Annotated in this window: 15 protein-coding genes; 11 read left to right on the forward strand and 4 right to left on the reverse strand. The window is 38.1% G+C overall.

Features of this window, described 5'->3' with window-relative positions; translation table 11 throughout:
* Positions 1 to 44 precede the first annotated feature (44 nt).
* The 8 genes from ACUXV0_RS01545 to infC all read left to right on the forward strand — a co-directional run bounded on the left by ACUXV0_RS01545 (position 45) and on the right by infC (position 7,796).
* Positions 45 to 824, forward strand: coding sequence for a DUF3050 domain-containing protein (locus ACUXV0_RS01545; RefSeq protein WP_446191297.1), 780 nt, complete (start codon positions 45 to 47; stop codon positions 822 to 824).
* A 61-nt stretch (positions 825 to 885) separates the two neighbouring features.
* Positions 886 to 1,572 (forward strand): endonuclease III, encoded by a 687-nt coding sequence (gene nth / locus ACUXV0_RS01550; RefSeq protein WP_446191298.1) that lies wholly within the window; start codon positions 886 to 888, stop codon positions 1,570 to 1,572.
* Complete coding sequence (locus ACUXV0_RS01555) at positions 1,529 to 2,011, forward strand: MOSC domain-containing protein (RefSeq protein WP_446191299.1); 483 nt, start codon at positions 1,529 to 1,531, stop codon at positions 2,009 to 2,011. Before nth ends, ACUXV0_RS01555 begins: the two co-directional genes overlap by 44 nt.
* A gap of 38 nt (positions 2,012 to 2,049) precedes the next feature.
* A complete protein-coding gene (locus ACUXV0_RS01560) occupies positions 2,050 to 2,454 on the forward strand; it encodes an EVE domain-containing protein (RefSeq protein ID WP_446191300.1) in 405 nt (134 codons plus the stop codon).
* A 30-nt stretch (positions 2,455 to 2,484) separates the two neighbouring features.
* Positions 2,485 to 4,074, forward strand: a complete 1,590-nt coding sequence (locus tag ACUXV0_RS01565; RefSeq protein WP_446191301.1) for a hypothetical protein — start codon at positions 2,485 to 2,487, stop codon at positions 4,072 to 4,074.
* 65 nt (positions 4,075 to 4,139) lie between these two features.
* On the forward strand, positions 4,140 to 5,195 hold the full coding sequence (locus ACUXV0_RS01570; protein ID WP_446191302.1) for a tetratricopeptide repeat protein: 1,056 nt from the start codon (positions 4,140 to 4,142) through the stop codon (positions 5,193 to 5,195).
* A 14-nt stretch (positions 5,196 to 5,209) separates the two neighbouring features.
* Positions 5,210 to 7,156 carry a threonine--tRNA ligase gene (gene thrS / locus ACUXV0_RS01575; RefSeq protein WP_446191303.1) on the forward strand — a complete coding sequence of 649 codons (1,947 nt, stop codon included), beginning with the start codon at positions 5,210 to 5,212 and terminating at the stop codon, positions 7,154 to 7,156.
* Positions 7,157 to 7,238: 82 nt separating this feature from the next.
* Positions 7,239 to 7,796 carry a translation initiation factor IF-3 gene (infC, locus tag ACUXV0_RS01580; protein ID WP_446191304.1) on the forward strand — a complete coding sequence of 186 codons (558 nt, stop codon included), beginning with the start codon at positions 7,239 to 7,241 and terminating at the stop codon, positions 7,794 to 7,796.
* A gap of 135 nt (positions 7,797 to 7,931) precedes the next feature.
* On the opposite strand, the gene ACUXV0_RS01585 is transcribed toward infC, so the two are convergent.
* The 4 genes from ACUXV0_RS01585 to ACUXV0_RS01600 all read right to left on the reverse strand — a co-directional run bounded on the left by ACUXV0_RS01585 (position 7,932) and on the right by ACUXV0_RS01600 (position 11,932).
* A complete protein-coding gene (locus ACUXV0_RS01585) occupies positions 7,932 to 8,252 on the reverse strand; it encodes a DNA-directed RNA polymerase subunit omega (RefSeq protein WP_446191305.1) in 321 nt (106 codons plus the stop codon).
* 68 nt (positions 8,253 to 8,320) lie between these two features.
* Entirely contained in the window at positions 8,321 to 9,220 is a 900-nt protein-coding gene (locus ACUXV0_RS01590) for an outer membrane protein assembly factor BamD (RefSeq protein WP_446191306.1), read from the reverse strand.
* Positions 9,221 to 9,312: 92 nt separating this feature from the next.
* Positions 9,313 to 9,882 carry a T9SS type A sorting domain-containing protein gene (locus ACUXV0_RS01595; protein ID WP_446191307.1) on the reverse strand — a complete coding sequence of 190 codons (570 nt, stop codon included), beginning with the start codon at positions 9,880 to 9,882 and terminating at the stop codon, positions 9,313 to 9,315.
* Between the two features lie 127 nt (positions 9,883 to 10,009).
* Positions 10,010 to 11,932: an OstA-like protein gene (locus ACUXV0_RS01600; RefSeq protein ID WP_446191308.1), complete on the reverse strand. Its 1,923-nt coding sequence runs from the start codon at positions 11,930 to 11,932 to the stop codon at positions 10,010 to 10,012.
* Between the two features lie 66 nt (positions 11,933 to 11,998).
* Here ACUXV0_RS01600 and tilS point away from each other — a divergent pair, with 66 nt between their 5' ends.
* The 3 genes from tilS to recN all read left to right on the forward strand — a co-directional run bounded on the left by tilS (position 11,999) and on the right by recN (position 17,527).
* Positions 11,999 to 13,327, forward strand: a complete 1,329-nt coding sequence (gene tilS, locus ACUXV0_RS01605; protein ID WP_446191309.1) for a tRNA lysidine(34) synthetase TilS — start codon at positions 11,999 to 12,001, stop codon at positions 13,325 to 13,327.
* A 138-nt stretch (positions 13,328 to 13,465) separates the two neighbouring features.
* Positions 13,466 to 15,712, forward strand: a complete 2,247-nt coding sequence (locus tag ACUXV0_RS01610; RefSeq protein WP_446192829.1) for a carboxypeptidase regulatory-like domain-containing protein — start codon at positions 13,466 to 13,468, stop codon at positions 15,710 to 15,712.
* 159 nt (positions 15,713 to 15,871) lie between these two features.
* Entirely contained in the window at positions 15,872 to 17,527 is a 1,656-nt protein-coding gene (gene recN / locus ACUXV0_RS01615; RefSeq protein WP_446191310.1) for a DNA repair protein RecN, read from the forward strand.
* Positions 17,528 to 17,537 lie beyond the last annotated feature (10 nt).

Raw genomic sequence — 17,537 nt, forward strand, 5'->3', positions numbered from 1 at the left:
ATTTTGAGTTTCAAATCGTACATAAAGCAAATCATCAACATTAAATGAATAATATTGGGAAAATTGAAGCTGAAATAGCTCAATTACAGGAAGAACTTAGAGTGCATAAACTCTACAGTGAATTACAGTCCATTGACGATATTAAGACCTTTATGGAATGGCATGTATATGCCGTTTGGGACTTTATGTCCCTGCTAAAGTCATTGCAGTCTTCTTTAACTTGTACAGAAGTGCCTTGGAAACCTGCCGCTAACCCCTCTTTGAGTCGATTTATTAATGAAATCGTTCACGGGGAAGAAAGTGACATTGACGAAAAGGGTAGATCGGCCTCTCACTATGAGATGTACCTGAATGCAATGAAAGAGGTAGGAGCCAAAACAGAGCCTATCAAAGAATTTGTGGCAGGAATATCAAGTCTTAGCGGAATAATTGAAGACATTGAAAATGCTTCATTGCCAAAGGCAGTTAAGGAGTTTTTGACGTTTACATTTAATACTATTCAAACCAACGAACCTCACCTTGTAGCTTCGGCTTTTACATTTGGAAGAGAAGATTTGATTCCTGACATGTTTTTGGCGATCATCAATAAGTCTGGAAATGATCTTAAATACCCGAAATTGAAATATTATCTGGAAAGGCATATAGAACTGGATGGTGACGAACATGGGCCATTGTCCCTTCAAATGATTGTAGAGCTTTGCGGAAATGATCAGCAAAAATGGGAAGGAGCCAGAAAAGTGGCTGTAGTTGCATTGCAAAAAAGAGTTCAGCTTTGGGATGGTATTGCCGAGGCAATAAGTAAGTCAAAACTTGAGTTTGCTTAAGATTCTTTAGCTAATTGAAAGAAAGGTTTCTCTGTATTCAAGATTCGAATAGTTTTGTATCATGAGAAAACAAGAGCGTTATGAGGGAATAGTTGAATACTTTTCTACTCATCAGCCAAATCCTGAAACTGAGCTTCAGTACACAAACCCCTATGAATTAATAGTTGCCGTAGTGTTATCTGCTCAGTGTACAGATAAAAGGGTTAATATGGTGACTCCTTACTTATTTGATGCTTATCCTACAGCGGAGGCATTAGCGTCAGCCACCCCAGAGGAAGTTTTTGAAATCATCAGGAGTATATCTTACCCGAATAATAAGTCCAAGCACCTTGTAGGTTTAGGGAAAATGCTTGTTTCTGAGTTTAATAATGTAGTGCCTGGAGAAATAGACCAATTGGTTAAACTTCCCGGGGTTGGTAGAAAAACGGCCAATGTAGTGGCCTCTGTCATTCATAATCTGCCAACTATGGCTGTAGATACCCATGTTTTTAGGGTGTCTCACCGCCTTGGATTAGTGAGTACCAGATCTAAAACACCATTAACAGTAGAAAAAGAGCTGGTCAAAAACTTTACGAACGAAGAAATACCAAAAGCACATCATTGGCTCATCTTACATGGCAGGTATGTCTGTCTGGCTAGAAATCCGAAATGTGAGGAATGTGGTATTACACAATACTGTAAGTCATACACTAGAATCCAGAAATATGGAATTAAAGCAGTTGATGAAAAACTTCCCAAAATCGGGTAAAGTCGAATGGATTGGAGTTCGGAATAGACAATTTGATGATCTTACAGTTTTAGATTCTGTTATAGCTTCTTCAGAGGAGGGTTTACAAAACGATCACTACTCTGGAAAGAATAAAAAACGTCAAGTGACTTTAATTCAAAAAGAGCATCTAAATATAGTTGGGGAGATGCTCGGTAAAGAAGTTACGCCTGAAATGCTCAGAAGAAACCTTGTGATATCTGGTTTGAATCTTTTAGCACTTAAAGATACAACCTTTCGTATCGGTGATGCCATTCTAAAGTACACAGGCCTATGCCACCCTTGTAGCAGAATGGAGAAGATTCTAGGTGAAGGAGGTTATAATGCAATGAGAGGTCATGGAGGAATTACTGCTCAAATTCTAGATGGTGGAATAATTGCAATCGGGAATGAGCTAAAAGTGATTACACTCAACAAATAATTAAAGTTGTAAATTACAGCAAAAGACTAAGAACACAGATGAATCATTGGTTAGTAAAGTCAGAACCTGAGACATATTCTTGGGATGATTTCGTAAAACTTGGGAGAGATCACTGGGACGGAGTAAGAAATTACGCCGCCCGCAAACATATGATGGCCATGAAAGAAGGCGATTTGGTCCTTTTTTATCATTCAGGCAAGGCCAGGGAAATTATAGGTTTGGCCAAGGTGGTCAAAGAGCATTACCCAGACCCTACCACAGACGATGATAGATGGGTAGTTGTTGATCTTGTACCGGTGGAGAAGTTTCCTAAAAGTTTGACTTTACAAGAAATTAAGGCCGATGATCGTTTATCAGATATGGATTTGATCAGGATTCCTCGACTTTCAGTTCAGCCTGTAAGTAAAGAGGCTTTTGATTTCATTATTGAAAAAACACATTAGAGTCTCATAGTTTTAAGACCATATTGACGCATGAAAAAATACATTGTATTGTTTTGTTTTTTATCGTTTAATCTATTCGCACAGCTTGATAAAAACGTAGAAATAGAGGTGGTGGGTAAGCCTACCTGGCAAATGATGATTCCTCTTCAGGAAGACGGCCTTTTGTTTCTGGTGAGGTCAGATGTGACCAAAGCTATGGTTTATAAATTTGATAAAGACCTCAATAAACTTTGGGAGAAAGAGGTGTTTCTAGATGCAGAAGATCCACCAAAAGCCTACACCATCGCTGATGATCATATCAGTGTGATGTTCTCAGAAACCAGCGGTATGTATTATCAGGTTTTTGAATTTGATTTGAGCACTGGAGAGATTGATCAAGATGGTTTTGAGCTACGTGAGTTTTTTGTAGATCAGGATTATGTTTTTCTGGGCGATAAAGTCTTAATGGCCGGCTCAAATGAAAAAGGTGCAGCCTTCTTCAATCATAATTTTACTACCGAAATTGGACAACTCAAAGAACAATCAGAGATAGCAGGCAAAGTCAGTGTAAACCTATTTGAATACCTGCCAGAGTCTAATGTAATTGAAAGTCTATGGTCCGTGAAAACCACGGGTTATGCCAATGAAAAGAAAAAGAAGGGTGAGTTTGTGAAGGATGCGTTCATAGTTCATGCTTTGCTGGATACAGCAGGAAATGTATTGTCAAAGACATCAATAAAGCAGAAAGCTGGTAATTTCCCGATCGATGCTCAATTGGTAAGAATTGGTAATGGTCAAAAGCTTATTATGGGGCAATATCAATCCAATAGTGGTGACAAGGGTATTTACACTTTTGATCTGAATGGGTCAAATCAATTGAAAACCTATTCATTTTCTTCTCTTCTTAGAGGAAGGCAGGCTCTTTCAATAGAAGATATGAAGGCTCTGATGAGTTCATATCACCTGATGTCAAATAAGCCTGTTTATGGTGATGGTAAGGTTTATTTCGGAGGATCGTTTATCAAAGCTCAATTTCAGACCGTAACAGAGAACGATCCAAACTATCGATATGATCCTTATGGTTCTATGTATGGCAGATCGCGGTATAATTCATATTATAATAACCAAAGAAGTAGGACCACTACCAGGCAAGTCTTCCGTGGCTACCATTATCCTGTGGGATTTGTACTGGAGTTTACTGAAAATGGCGATTTGATAACCTCAAATAGAATTGATATCAATAATGTCTCATATCAGGTAGAGCCTTCATTGGCTTATAATGAATCTGGAGCGGTGGCGTATTGTCTTAAAGGAAACTTGGCAGCCAATAATTTTGCTATCGGGAATAAACCAATTCTGTACAAGCTTTCAGAAGAGCAAAGGACAAATCTCAGTCCTGCAAACATCTCAGCTATCCCGTCGTATAATGGAGTAAAGTATTGGTATGACAATTACTTTATTGCTGAAGGAAGCAGGAGTAAGGTAGAAGCGGTAACCATTAACGATGAGATACTGAAAGAGGCTCAAAAGAAGAAAAAGAAAGGTCTTTTTGGAAGAAAAAAAGACTCAACACCACCAAGTTATGCCCAGGTTAGAAAAATTATCTATCTGACGAAAATTGCAAGCGGTTCGCAGATTTAAATCCTTGTAGAAAAAGCTTTAATCACAATCAAAATTTTAAGAATTTTGCGTCTTAATCTATTTAGATGCGGCTTTTTATAAGTGTTTTGACTTTATCGGTGGTTTTTAGCTCTTGTCAGTATATTCAGACAACTGGAGACTACATACCTGAGGCTGATCTTGTGGCCAATGAGAATAGATTAATCAACACCAGAGATTATCTACTAGACGGGTTTCAAAATGGTAATTTAGGTGCCGGAGAGCTGTTCAAACTGGCCGAGGTTCAGTTAGAGCTAAATAACCCAAATGACGCTCTTGAAGCCATTGAAGAAGCTATTAGATTAAGGAATACAGATTCAAGATATTATTTCTTAAAGAGTAAGGTTCTAAGTGGTCTGGACAGAGAAGAGGAAGCTCTGATGGTAGCAGAAGAAGCTTCAGCTATGGAACTGGAGACTCCTGAATTTTACTCCTACATTGCAGAGCTTTACATCAATAAACAAGACTCTTTAAAAGCAGAGGAGTACCTCAAAGAAGCTCTTTTTCTGGCTCCCGGATGGGAAGAAGCTTTGATTCAGGATGCAAGGTTAGACTTATTGAACAATCGACCTTACACTGCCCAAAATACTTTAGTGAAGCTTTACAAAGAGCAAAGTAGAGACCCACAAGTTTATTATCTCATGTCCAAAAGTCTGTTGGATCAAAATGCCCAACTAGACTCGGCCTTGCATATGACCAGGGTGGGTTTAACTATTGACCCTAATAATGGTGATTTGATGTTTTCAATGGGACGCATAATGACTCGGTTGGGAAAACTGGATAGTGCCATTCATTCCTACGAAAAGGCAGTGACTTTGGGTACCTCAGAACCTGCAAATGGAGAAATCGGAGAGTCCTATCTTAGATATCAAAATTTAACAAAGGCCTCTGAATACTTTCTTAAGCAAATAGAACTTACTCCAGAGCAAAAAAAGTTTTACTTTCGTGCCGGTTATTGTCTGGAGCGGCTGGGCCGTTTCAAACAGGCACAGGAATTGTACACCAAAGCATATACTCGTTTTCCTGAAGATACAGACCTTTCTACCTCAAAACTGAGGCTTGATGCAATTGTAGAAAGGACCACCGGAAACGTGCAGATTTAAAGAATAAGTGAAATATGATTAAGATTACTCTTCCCGATGGGAGTGTGAAAGAGTTTGAAAAAGGAAGTTCAGCAATGGATGTTGCTCTTTCTATAAGCGAAGGTTTGGCCAGAAATGTACTGTCTGCTAAGGTAAATGGTGAGGTAGTAGATGCCAATAGGCCAATAGAAGAAGATGTAGACCTTCAATTATTAACCTGGAATGATGCTGATGGTAAGTCTACATTCTGGCACTCTTCTGCTCACCTGATGGCAGAGGCTTTAGAAGAGTTGTACCCAGGAGTTAAGTTTTGGGTGGGACCTCCGGTAGAAAATGGCTTCTATTATGACGTAGATACTGGTAATCATTCTATTTCAGCAGATGATTTTGACAAAATTGAAAAGAAGATGCTGGAGCTGGCTCGTCAAAAAAACGAGTATATCAGAAAACCAATGTCAAAAGCAGATGCCGTTTCTTATTTCAAAGAAAAAAATGATGAGTACAAACTAGATCTACTAGAGGGTCTGGAAGACGGTAATATTACTTTCTATACGCAGGGAGGCTTTACCGACTTATGTCGTGGACCACACATCCCAAATACAGGGTTTATCAAAGCAGCCAAGATAACAAACGTGGCTGGTGCATATTTTAAAGGTGACCAGAGTCAAAAACAGTTGACCCGTATTTACGGTGTTACTTTCCCGAAGCAGAAGGAGCTGAAGGAGTATCTGACTATGGTAGAAGAAGCCAAAAAACGTGATCACAGAAAGCTAGGTCAAGAGCTTGAGATTTTTGCTTTTTCAGAAAAAGTAGGAAAGGGCTTGCCATTATGGCTGCCAAAAGGTGCAATGCTTCGTGAGCGTTTAGAGAATTTCCTGAAAAAGGCTCAGTTAAAAGCGGGTTATCTTCCAGTAGTTACTCCGCACATTGGTAGTAAAAAATTGTATGAAACTTCTGGTCACTGGGATAAGTATGGAGAGGATTCTTTCCAGCCGATAAAGACTCCTGAAGAAGGAGAGGAGTTCATGCTAAAGCCAATGAACTGTCCTCACCATTGTGAAATCTTTAAAACTAGACCGAGAAGTTATAAAGAGCTTCCTTTACGTCTTGCAGAGTTTGGTACTGTATACAGATACGAGCAGAGTGGTGAGTTACACGGATTGACACGTGTTCGTGGCTTTACCCAAGATGATGCCCACATTTTCTGTAGAACAGACCAGGTGGAGGATGAATTCAAGAAAGTAATTGACCTGGTACTTTATGTATTTAAATCACTTGGTTTTGAAGACTACAGTGCTCAGGTTTCATTGCGTAGCAAAGAAGACAGGTCAAAGTATATCGGTAACGATGAAGACTGGGATAAGGCTGAGGCTGCCATTCAAAATGCTGCAAACGAGAAAGGCCTGAATACGATAGTAGAGTATGGTGAAGCCGCCTTCTATGGTCCTAAGCTAGACTTTATGGTAAAAGATGCCTTAGGTAGGAAATGGCAATTAGGAACTATCCAGGTTGATTATCAGTTACCTAACCGATTCGAGTTAGAATACGTCGGTGCCGATAACCAAAAGCACAGACCTGTAATGATTCACCGTGCACCTTTCGGGTCTATGGAAAGATTCATTGCTATTTTAATAGAGAACACTGCTGGTAATTTCCCTTTATGGTTATCGCCTGATCAGATTGCTATTTTACCAATCTCTGAAAAGTATGAAGACTACGCCAATGAAGTCTTCCTGGAGTTACAGGAAAAAGATATCAGAGGCTATGTGGATCATAGAGATGAGAAAATAGGTAGAAAGATCAGAGATGCTGAAGTGAACAAGATTCCACTTATGCTAATTTTGGGAGAAAAAGAACAAGAAGAAAGAAAGGTATCAGTTCGTAAGAAAGGCGAGGGTGACCTTGGTCAATTAACAATTGATGAATTTATCGGCTTCGCGGGTAAAGAAATAAATAAAAATATTCCGAAGTTTGGTGAGTAAAGAAGCTTTGGTATACTTTTGAGATATCGAACGATTTTTGTATATACATAACTGTAATATTAGTAAATAATAAAACTGCTGAATGGCAAAACACTTTAGAAGAAATTATAGAAGACCTGTAAGGCAAGAAGATAAACATCGTATTAACGATAGAATTAGAGTACCCGAGGTAAGACTTGTGGGAGAAAACGTAGAACAAGGGGTTTATCCTCTGGACAAAGCAAAAGCTATAGCGGCCGAGCAAGGTCTTGATTTGATCGAAATCGTTCCTAACTCTAAGCCTCCTGTTTGTAGAGTTCTTGACTATTCAAAATTCAAATACGAGCAGAAGAAAAAGCAAAAAGAGCTTAAAGCGAAGCAGCAGAAAACAGTTATTAAGGAGATCAGATTTGGTCCTAATACCGATGATCATGATTTCAATTTCAAGTTAAAGCATGCTGAGAACTTCTTGAAAGAAGGGTCAAAAGTGAAGGCATTTGTGCACTTCCATGGTCGTCAGATTGTGTTTAAAGAGAAAGGGTATGAGCTGCTTTTTAACTTCCTTGAAAAGTTAGAGGACTTAGGAAAAGCAGAGGCACCGCCTAAATTAGAAGGTAAAAGACTAACTGTAATTCTGGCTCCTAAGAGTACCAAGAACTAAGTTATTCCCGCATTATATACAGCAAATCCCGGATCTTCTGATTCGGGATTTTTTATTTTGTAACTCCACCCTTAGGCATAAAAAAAGAGTTGACCCTTAAAGGACAACTCTTCCTGTAATGGTTTTTCAAGAATCTTAAAACTCAGAAGAACCTTCTTGGCTTTTATCTTTTATTAATACCTCATCATTCATGAACTCTTCTAAGGCTACACTAGTAGGCTTAGGCTGTCTTTCATAGAATTTTGAGATTTCTATTTGTTCACGATTTTCAAAGATTTCCTCTAAGTTGTCTACGTTAGAAGCAAACTCCGCTAATTTACCGGTTAGTTCTTCTTTAGTAGTCGTAGCTACTTGCTTAGCTCTTTGAGAAGCAACAAAAACTGATTTATAAATATTATTGGTTTTGGCCGCCAATTTGTCGGTATCTCTTGTGATTATAGATGGATTAACTGCCATATTCTTCTTGATAAATTATAATGAGGTGCAAAAATACAATTTTATTGTCAAAGTATTGAAGATCAGTGTTAGTTTTTACCCAACATAGTTTCTTCTTTCTTTTTATTCTGTTCTTCTTTCAGCCTTTCTATCTCCTCTTCCTGCTCTATTACATCCTTTAGTTTATCTTGAGCATTCTCGTAGATTTTAACGAGTTCCTTATTGTAAGAACTATTCGGGTATTGATCTACAAAAGCCTCGTATAGTTCTAAAGTCTTCACATATCGCTCATTTTGCTTTCTAAAGAAAGAGTTTTCAGCGAGTTCATATTGAGATTTTACCTGTACAAAACCGAGCTCTTCATTATACTTTGAGTCAGGAAACTCACGCTTAAAATTGTCAATGGTGATTACAGCAGCTTTATAATTGGCAATAGTGACTCCGCTGGTTTTGTAGTAAAGAAAAGCTTTCTCATAGGCCTTACGCTCCAGACGCTCTCTAAGGTCTATCAGATTCTGTGTACAATTGTCAGCATATTCGCTGTTCGGGAATGTGTTGATAAACGTTTGTAAAGCATCAATGGCCGTTAAAGTGCTCTCCTGATCGAGGTTGTATGCCGGAGAGTCTTTATACATGCTGTATGCGTACATATAAAATGCTTCCTCAGCATATGGGCTATTGGCGTAAGTACTGTAAAACGTTTTGAAGTAATAAGAGCTTAGCTGATACTGCTGTTGATAGAAATTACAATAAGCGTTATAGAATTGAGCTTTTTCTGCAGTAGAGTCTCCTTTTAGTAAAGGTACGATTTCATCAAATAGTAAACTTGCTCTGAAGTAGTCAGCTTCGTTATAATATTTTACTGCTGCCTTGTATTTGGCCTCGGTTGTTCCACTTTTTTGAAGCTTAGAAAACTCTTTATTACAAGAGAACAATGTAACGGCAGATACAAGAATCAATACCGGCTTCAATAGCATTTTAAAATTCATTCGGCAAAGGTAATAAAAGGATATAACAGAAAACGCTTCTGAGGACAGATTAAGTACAAGAGGCAATAAAAATTAAGGAGAATTAACAGGACTTAATTATGACGAACGAGTAGTTTTTTGGTCGCCACCTTCTTACCGTCTATTAAAAGCTGATAGAAATAGATACCATTATCCCATTTGCGAGTTTCTACATTCAGACGGTTATCAAAAGAGTCTAAATCAAAGTCTGCCACCGTTCCGCCCAGCAGATTTAGGAAAGATACTTTTGCCTTTGCACCGCTTTTTATTCTATAATCCAGATGAGCATAATCATTTGCCGGATTTGGATAAATATTAGAAACCGAGACATTGTCGTTCACAAAAAGTTTGTCCTCGGCAATCGTTTCACTAGTGAAAGTTACCTTGGCTTCATTTTTTGAACTAGTGTTTTTTGTCAATAATAAGTCTCTGTAGAAATTTGTTACTGCCGAGTTTTTATTGACATTAATTTCCTTCGGTACGTTACCGTTAACTACCAAAGATGTCACAGGCTTTTTTGAAGATACTGAAGTAGGTTTTGCATCCTGACCAATATTAAGACGGGATTGACTCTGTGCGTGAGCACTCAACCCTACAAAGAGTAAGGCCGCAAAGGAAAATACATGGAGTAAACGTGTTTTCATCTTCCTTCAGTAGAGTTTAAATCATTCAGTTCTGTTTATTGATCAAACAAATATACCTTATAGACGTGAAAAAGGAACAAAAGGTTGTTCGCTTTTCAATATTTTTTGAATTTTTTAACAATAAAATCTAAATATCGCTGTTGTCTTCAGTTTTACTAGGCACTATATCCTCAGCAAAATTCAAACCAAGAACCTCATTCTTAGTGGGTTTGCGATCAATTTCCCAAGAGAAATTTGGAAGTTTGACCTCGTTTTGACCTATTTCTCGAGGTGGAATTAACTTAGACTCCGGACTTCCCATAAAGGCGATCCTTTTCACCTTTCGGTCTATAAAATTAAGACGCATCTTACTGCATTCCACTCTGTTAAGTCCGATTAACTTGTTTTGCTCGTCCAGAGCAAAGTAAATGCTCTCACCATTTCCATCTACTACTACTCTTTCAATATTTGTAAGACTATCGAAATAGGCGATGATGTCACGACCTTTGATTTGGTTGAAATTATCCGAAGAGTCTGCGGCAATAACAAAGCCGTTTTGCTTCAAAAGCATTTTTCGAATTTTATTGTTCACCATTATGGCCTCTATGGTATCACCTTCCAATTGATTATCAGTACTCCAAATCATTGGATTTGAAATAAATGTAATGGTGGAGTCTACCAGGTTATAATTCAATGAATCACATAAAGCTTGAAAATCGTCACGGTAAATTTTCACATTACCATTGGCAATAATAAATTCCATTTTGGTGCCGTCATTAGAGGCATCAATTTTTGAAGAGTCTTCTAGAACTGCCGTATCCTTGATTTCGATGGAATTAAGTGAATCAGCCGAATTTTGGACAATTGTATTTGTATCGGTAATTATCGTGTCCAAAAGAGTTGGAGAGTTTGTGAGGGATGTCTCTGTTTTTATTGACGGTAATTGATTTATCAGGCTGTCTGCATGTATAGCTTTGGTTTCCAATGAATCAGAAAGTAGACTGTCTAATTCAGAAGTTGAACTCAATAAAGAATCGGTATTCACGGTTTGTAAGACAACATCCTCAAGAGTGTCTTTAATCATCGGTTTCTTTAATACAGAATCAATGGAATTATAGGCAATGATGTAGTCTGCTCTCATGAACAATGTATCACCATCACTTATTGACTTCATCAAAGTGTTTCCCGTGATTTTGGTGTAACCTTTACTAGAGAGTTTTTCTCCATAATCACCATTGATAACTAAGCTGTCAGCTTTACTAAAGAATTCTACATTTCCCCTTCCAAAACCTTCTTCAATTTCCAAATCAAAATCCAAGGTGTCTGCACTTAAAGTGTAGTCCTCATTTTCTAAAAATGAGCGACCATAAAACTTTGAGATTTTAGTATCGGTGTAGTAATAGCCTTTATACGCAGATAGATTGCCATCAGGAGAATTTATAGTCGTAAAAGAGTTGAATACTGCTTTTTTAGTATTGCTGTCATAATCCAAGGTATCTGTGCATAGCACAAAATCAGGGTGCAGTATTTCAACGTTCCCGATATAATTGAAAAGTTTGGTCTCCGTATTATAATAACCTTTATTGCTCGTGAGAATAACAGAATCTTGATGAATAATACCTGGTACGGGATAGTAAGCTAGGTCATTATTAAGATCATATTCCATACGTCGAGATTCCAGAGTGAGGTCATCATCGGTCAGGATTACTTTTTTGCCTTGAATTTTGGCCATTCTTGTATTTCCATCATAATAAAGAGTGTCTCCAGTTATGGTGAGCGTATCTCCCTGATTGATAAAAATATCACCATAAGCTACGAGATTATTTGAGCCCGAATTATGAATAGCTTTCCGGCAGTTTAGGTAAACACCACGGTGAAAGAATTTGACCTTCCCATAAAAGGTTCTTCTGGGGTCTTGTCCATTAATTCCCACCAATGAGTCGGCTCTGATTAACTCAATTTTAGACTTTGGCCCTTTATCCACGGGCTCATTGAGTGGTTTTTGAGCATGGGTGCTGACACTTTTTAAGCCTATAATTAAAGTAAGAAATAGGACGATGTATTTGGGCATTTACTTCTTTTCAAGCATTCAGTGGCAAAATTAGCCTATTTTTGTCGCATTCTATTCGCCTAACGCATGCAGAAACAGTTTTTAACTTACCTTAAGAATACAATAGGTCTCCAAGAAGATCAAAAGGTTCTGGTGGCTGTGAGTGGTGGAGTAGATTCAATGGTTCTGATTCATTTATTGCTGCAAAGTCCATATGACTTTCATGTGGCACACATGAATTTTCAATTAAGAGGAGAAGATAGTGAAGGGGATCGGGAATTGGTCCAATCGTTTTGTTTGAAAAATTCTATCCCGTTTTACACGCGTAAAGTAGATACCTTAAGACTTGTTGAAAAAAGTGGCAAATCGACTCAGATGATAGCCAGAGATTTGAGATATGAGTGGTTTGATGAACTACTAAAAAGGGAAAAGCTTGACTTTATTGCTACGGCTCATCATGCCAATGATCATTTTGAAACGGCACTTCTTAATTTAGCTAGGGGAACTGGAACCAACGGTTTAAAAGGTATTTTGCCGATTCGAGGAAAACGAATTAGACCATTACTATTTGCGACAAAAGCTGAGATACTATCCTATGCCGAACGAGAAAAAATAATATGGCGGGAAGATAGCTCAAACGAAAGCGACAAGTACAAAAGGAATTTTATAAGACACCACCTGGTACCTCTTTTTAAAGAAATCAATCCATCGGTTTTGCAGACTTTTCAGTCTACGGCGGCTAAAGTTGCTGCTGATGTTTACTATTTAGAACAGTCTTTTCTTCAGTTCAAAGAAACCAACCTTCAAGAGAATGGGACAGAAAGTGTGATAGAGAAAGATATTTTAGATCAGGAAGTCAATAAGGCCATGGCTTATCGTCTATTCGAAGAATTAGACTTTGATATGAAGACCATCAATAAGATTCTTACAGATGGATTGTCCTCTTCGGGACTTCAATTTGAGTCCCCAAATTATATAGTTTGGGCAGATAGAGATTACTTTTCATTAACCGAAAAGAAAGAAGTTGAAAAGGTTTATCATGTAATTGACAAGCCTGGTTCTTATTCTATTGGTGGTCATACTTTTCAATTTAGACAGCAAGATGAATTGCCGGAGCAAAATGAATTGAGAGACCCGAATAAAGCATTTCTAAATTTTGACAAACTCAAATTTCCACTTGTTTTGAGGAGCTGGGAAGAAAGGGATCGTTTCCAGCCTTTCGGGATGAAAGGAACCAAACTCGTCTCTGATTATTTGATTGATATCAAGGTGCCTGTTTATCAAAAGAGACATCAGTTAGTACTGGAATCAGAAAACAGAATTGCTTGGTTAGTTGGTCATCGAATTGATGATTCTTTTAAAATAGACGTGAAGACAAAAAGTATTTTAAAGATTGATCAAGTTATAATTAATTGATAATGTGTTTGTTGTTTAAGGTGTTCTAAGGTTGCCCTTTAAACTGGCACGGCTTTTGAAAGTATTAGGGTGTGCATTAGTCCTAATAAAATGCTTTCTAAAAGAACCTTAAAAATAACGTGCTCCCTAAAACTAGTGGTGCTTTTGCTCTTAGCAATAAGTACTACCTCTTATGCTCAATTAAAGGCCGGTAATAAGGCCTTAGAGAAATTGAGTTATGTAGAGGCCCTAAATCATTACGAGAACTTCCTGGAAAAAGCTAAGCCCGATGATCAGGATATCCCTGAGGCTTTATCGAATCTTGCTTTTTGCTATAAGCATCTTCAGGATTTTAAAAACTCTGAAAGAGTTTATCGCAGGCTTTTTGAAAAGTATGAAAACATCCTGGACAGTAAGGAGTTTTTGAGATATGCACAGGTGTTAGCGTCAAACTCTAAATACAGAGAGTCTCAACTTTATTATTCTAAATATGGCGAGAGACAAACCTCTGATGTAAGAGCAAAGAATTTCACTGTGGCTTATATGGATAAGTCGCCATTCTACAGAGATTCTTCTCTATACAAGATCGAATATGTAAATGCTCTGAATACAGTACAGGCAGATTTCAGCCCTATGTATCATGGTAAGGGGCTTGTTTTCGTATCTGCCAGAAATGACGACGGTATCATCAAAAGGGTGTTCATGAATAATCAAACACCGTTTTTAGATCTCTTTGAGTATCCTGATACCACATCTTTAGTGGTGGGTGCATCTGGCGGAAGTGCGGCCAAAGTACAGGGTGCTCCACGAACCAATCAGGTAGAGCGATTAGAAGAAATGGAAATGTTCAGTAAAAGGCTGAATTCAAAATACCATGAAGGACCGCTGGTATTCTTTAATAACCAAAATCAGATCGTATTTACAAGAAATAATCATGCAAACGGCAGAACTCGTAAGAGTGAGGATGGTATCAATAAATTGAAACTTTTCACAGCCAAAAATGATGGGAAGAAATGGGATCATATAGAAGAGTTACCTTTTAATTCTGATGACTATTCTTGTGGGCATCCAGCCTTAAATCAAGAGAACACGAAACTCTACTTTGTGTCGGATATGCCCGGCGGATATGGTGGAACGGACTTATATGTAGTTGAATATAATAATGGAGATTGGGGCGTTCCTGTAAATATGGGTAAAGACATCAATACTGAAGGAGATGAGATGTTTCCTTTCGTTGATGAAAACGATAATCTTTATTTTGCCTCTAACGGCCACGCTGGCCTTGGCGGACTTGACATTTTTTATGTAGAGCTGGAAAATGATAATGCGGTAGCCAAACCTGAGAATTTGGGTAGCCCTATTAACTCAGCAAAAGACGACTTTGGTCTCATTACCAATGGAGATAGAAGTAGTGGTTTTTTCTCTTCTAATAGATTGAGAGGCTATTCAGACGATAATATTTATGCTTTCAGTAGAAAATGTCGTGAGCTTAAAATTTTGGTTTATGATGCCATTACTGAAGAACCTTTAGCCGATACTGAGGTGCGTTTAATTAAATCAGGTGTAAATCAGGATCTACATGTAACCGATGCCACTGGAGAAATAAACGTATGTATGGCCACCGGTCTGGACTTTGAGTTTAGAGCCTTCAAAGAAGGGTATGAAACCAACTCTGTGAATTATGCCACCATGATCACTGATCAAGGCTCAGGAGCTCAAATAAAAATTTACTTGCAGCCATCTAAGCTTCCTTTGGTTAAAGGTACTATCAGGTCTGAACTTACCAATGAACCCATTGCCGGTGCTACAGTGATTTTGACCAACGAAAAAGATGAGACTACTGAAACCGTGATTACGGGTAAAGACGGTAGGTATGAGTTTCAGCCTACTAAGAAAGGTAAGTACGTGGTGTCTGCTGTAAAGCATAACTATGCCACTAATACTGAGAAAGTTGGGAAGGTTAAGCCTAAGAAAACTGATAATGTTTCATACGAACAAAATCTTGGCATGATTGCTGAAGGAGATATATTTAGAATAGAAAACATTTACTACGATTATGGTAAAAGTTCTATTCGGAGAGATGCCAGAAAAGAATTGCTGAACACAGTTTTGCCAGTTCTGAAAAAGTATCCTCAAATGGTGATAGAGATCAGATCTCACACCGACAGCCGATCAAGCTCTGACTTTAATCAGGAGTTATCTGAACAGAGGGCTCAGTCAGTAGTAGATTTCTTATCAGGTAGAGGCATAGAAACCTCCAGAATGATAGCGACAGGTTTTGGCGAAACAATGCTGGTAAATGAATGTGGTGACGGAGTTAAATGTAGCGAAAGCAAGCACCAGCAAAACAGAAGAACAGAGTTCAAAGTATTGAATGTCTCTGACTCTTCTACAGCAAAGAATTAAAATATATTTTTTCATAGTTTAGGGTTAAGGTTTATTGTTATAATCCGCAGAGATGCTTTTCTCTGCGGATTTTCTCTTTTTAAGTGCTTAGCAAAACAGATGATAGCTTGGCACTTCAAAGCCTGCTGATTAGCTTTGCATCCGTTCATTTCTAAAGGCATGCTAGTTCAGCTTCAAATCAAGAATTACGCTCTTATCCAGCATCTGGAAATCTTTCCTGACTCAGAACTCAACATTATTACGGGTGAAACAGGAGCAGGTAAATCTATCATGCTGGGAGCCTTGGGTTTACTAATGGGCAAAAGAGCGGATGGTAAAGCTCTTTTTGACCAGTCAAAGAAATGTGTGGTAGAGGGTACTTTTGAGATAAAGGCTTATGAATTAAAGCCTTATTTTGAAGAAAATGACTTGGATTATGAAAATCCATGCCTGATCAGAAGAGAGATTGCACCTAGTGGAAAGTCAAGAGCTTTTGTGAACGATACTCCCGTAACCTTAGATATTCTCAAAGGATTGGCCGGTAGGCTAATAGATGTACATTCTCAGCACGATTCTGTGATGTTGGCAGATTCTACCTATCAATTAGATCTGCTAGATGCTTACGCAGGTAGCCGAGAAGAACTCCTGGATTTTCAAACCTCTTTTAAAGCATACAAAAAAGCTAAAGATGAGTTAAGTCAGCTAAAAGCAGATGCAGCTGAAATGCAAAAGGAGTTTGATTATAATTCATTCTTATTGGAGGAACTCTCAGAAGCGAAACTACAGGCAGGGGAGCAGGAGGAGGCAGAGGATCAGCTAAGCGTTTTAGAGAATGCCGAAGAGGTAAAACAGCGATTTGCCAATGTAAGTGCTATCCTGAATCATCCTGAGCAGTCTTTGCTAAGTGCTTTGCAGGAAGCTGGTGCACAGTTAAATCCGATTATAAAGTATTCTAAAGAATACGAGGATCTGAAGAAAAGACTTCAAAGTGTTCAAGTTGAGCTATCAGATATTGCAGATGAAATAAGTATAGTAGAAGAAAAGGTAGAGTACGACCCTGAGCAAATCCAATTGCTCAAAGATCGTCTTGACCTCATTTTCAGACTTCAACAGAAACATCAGGTTTCTGATATTGAGGGATTGCTGGAAATACAGCAAAATTTAAGTCTTAAGGTAGAAAATGTTTTAGGGTTTGACACCAAGCTTAAAGACTTACAACAGACTTTTGAAAAGTCTCAAAAGTTAATGTTGGAGAAGGCTAAATTGCTTCGCAATAAAAGGAAGAGTGTAACTCAGAAAATGGAAACTAAGATTTCTGAACTTCTCAAGGAGCTTGGAATACCGAATGCATCTTTCAAAGTCAATATTTCAGAAAAGGAGGCTTCTTCTGATGGAATTGATCTAGTGGAATATCTGTTTTCTGCTAATAAAGGCTTTGAGCTACAGCCACTTAAAAAGGTGGCAAGTGGTGGAGAGTTTTCCAGACTTATGCTGGCATTAAAATACATTCTGGCCGAAAAAGCTGCTATGCCGACTTTGATTTTTGATGAGATTGATACTGGTATTTCGGGAGAAGTGGCAGTGAAAATGGGCATGTTGATGCGTGAAATGAGTAAAAAGTTACAATTAATGGCTATTACGCATTTACATCAAATAGCTGGAAAAGGGACTTCTCACTTCTTTGTTTATAAGGCTGATACGCCTGAGCGTACCATAAGCTCAATGAAAAAGCTGAACAATGATGAGCGTATTCTGGAGATTGCCAAAATGATTGGTGGTGAAAATCCTTCAGAAAGTTCAATCAAAAGTGCAATAGAATTAATGAGTAATAACTAAGACCATAATT

The sequence above is a fragment of the Jiulongibacter sp. NS-SX5 genome, from assembly GCF_052828545.1.

Bases quoted from the DNA above. Each gene is read 5' to 3' on its own strand.
- tilS (WP_446191309.1), top strand. From the start codon at position 11,999: ATGCAGAAACAGTTTTTAACTTACCTTAAGAATACAATAGGTCTCCAA.
- ACUXV0_RS01565 (WP_446191301.1), top strand. From the start codon at position 2,485: ATGAAAAAATACATTGTATTGTTTTGTTTTTTATCGTTTAATCTATTC.
- ACUXV0_RS01570 (WP_446191302.1), top strand. From the start codon at position 4,140: ATGCGGCTTTTTATAAGTGTTTTGACTTTATCGGTGGTTTTTAGCTCT.
- ACUXV0_RS01590 (WP_446191306.1), bottom strand. From the start codon at position 9,220: ATGAATTTTAAAATGCTATTGAAGCCGGTATTGATTCTTGTATCTGCC.
- ACUXV0_RS01555 (WP_446191299.1), top strand. From the start codon at position 1,529: ATGGAATTAAAGCAGTTGATGAAAAACTTCCCAAAATCGGGTAAAGTC.
- ACUXV0_RS01585 (WP_446191305.1), bottom strand. From the start codon at position 8,252: ATGGCAGTTAATCCATCTATAATCACAAGAGATACCGACAAATTGGCG.
- recN (WP_446191310.1), top strand. From the start codon at position 15,872: ATGCTAGTTCAGCTTCAAATCAAGAATTACGCTCTTATCCAGCATCTG.
- infC (WP_446191304.1), top strand. From the start codon at position 7,239: ATGGCAAAACACTTTAGAAGAAATTATAGAAGACCTGTAAGGCAAGAA.
- ACUXV0_RS01600 (WP_446191308.1), bottom strand. From the start codon at position 11,932: ATGCCCAAATACATCGTCCTATTTCTTACTTTAATTATAGGCTTAAAA.
- thrS (WP_446191303.1), top strand. From the start codon at position 5,210: ATGATTAAGATTACTCTTCCCGATGGGAGTGTGAAAGAGTTTGAAAAA.
- ACUXV0_RS01595 (WP_446191307.1), bottom strand. From the start codon at position 9,882: ATGAAAACACGTTTACTCCATGTATTTTCCTTTGCGGCCTTACTCTTT.
- nth (WP_446191298.1), top strand. From the start codon at position 886: ATGAGAAAACAAGAGCGTTATGAGGGAATAGTTGAATACTTTTCTACT.
- ACUXV0_RS01560 (WP_446191300.1), top strand. From the start codon at position 2,050: ATGAATCATTGGTTAGTAAAGTCAGAACCTGAGACATATTCTTGGGAT.
- ACUXV0_RS01545 (WP_446191297.1), top strand. From the start codon at position 45: ATGAATAATATTGGGAAAATTGAAGCTGAAATAGCTCAATTACAGGAA.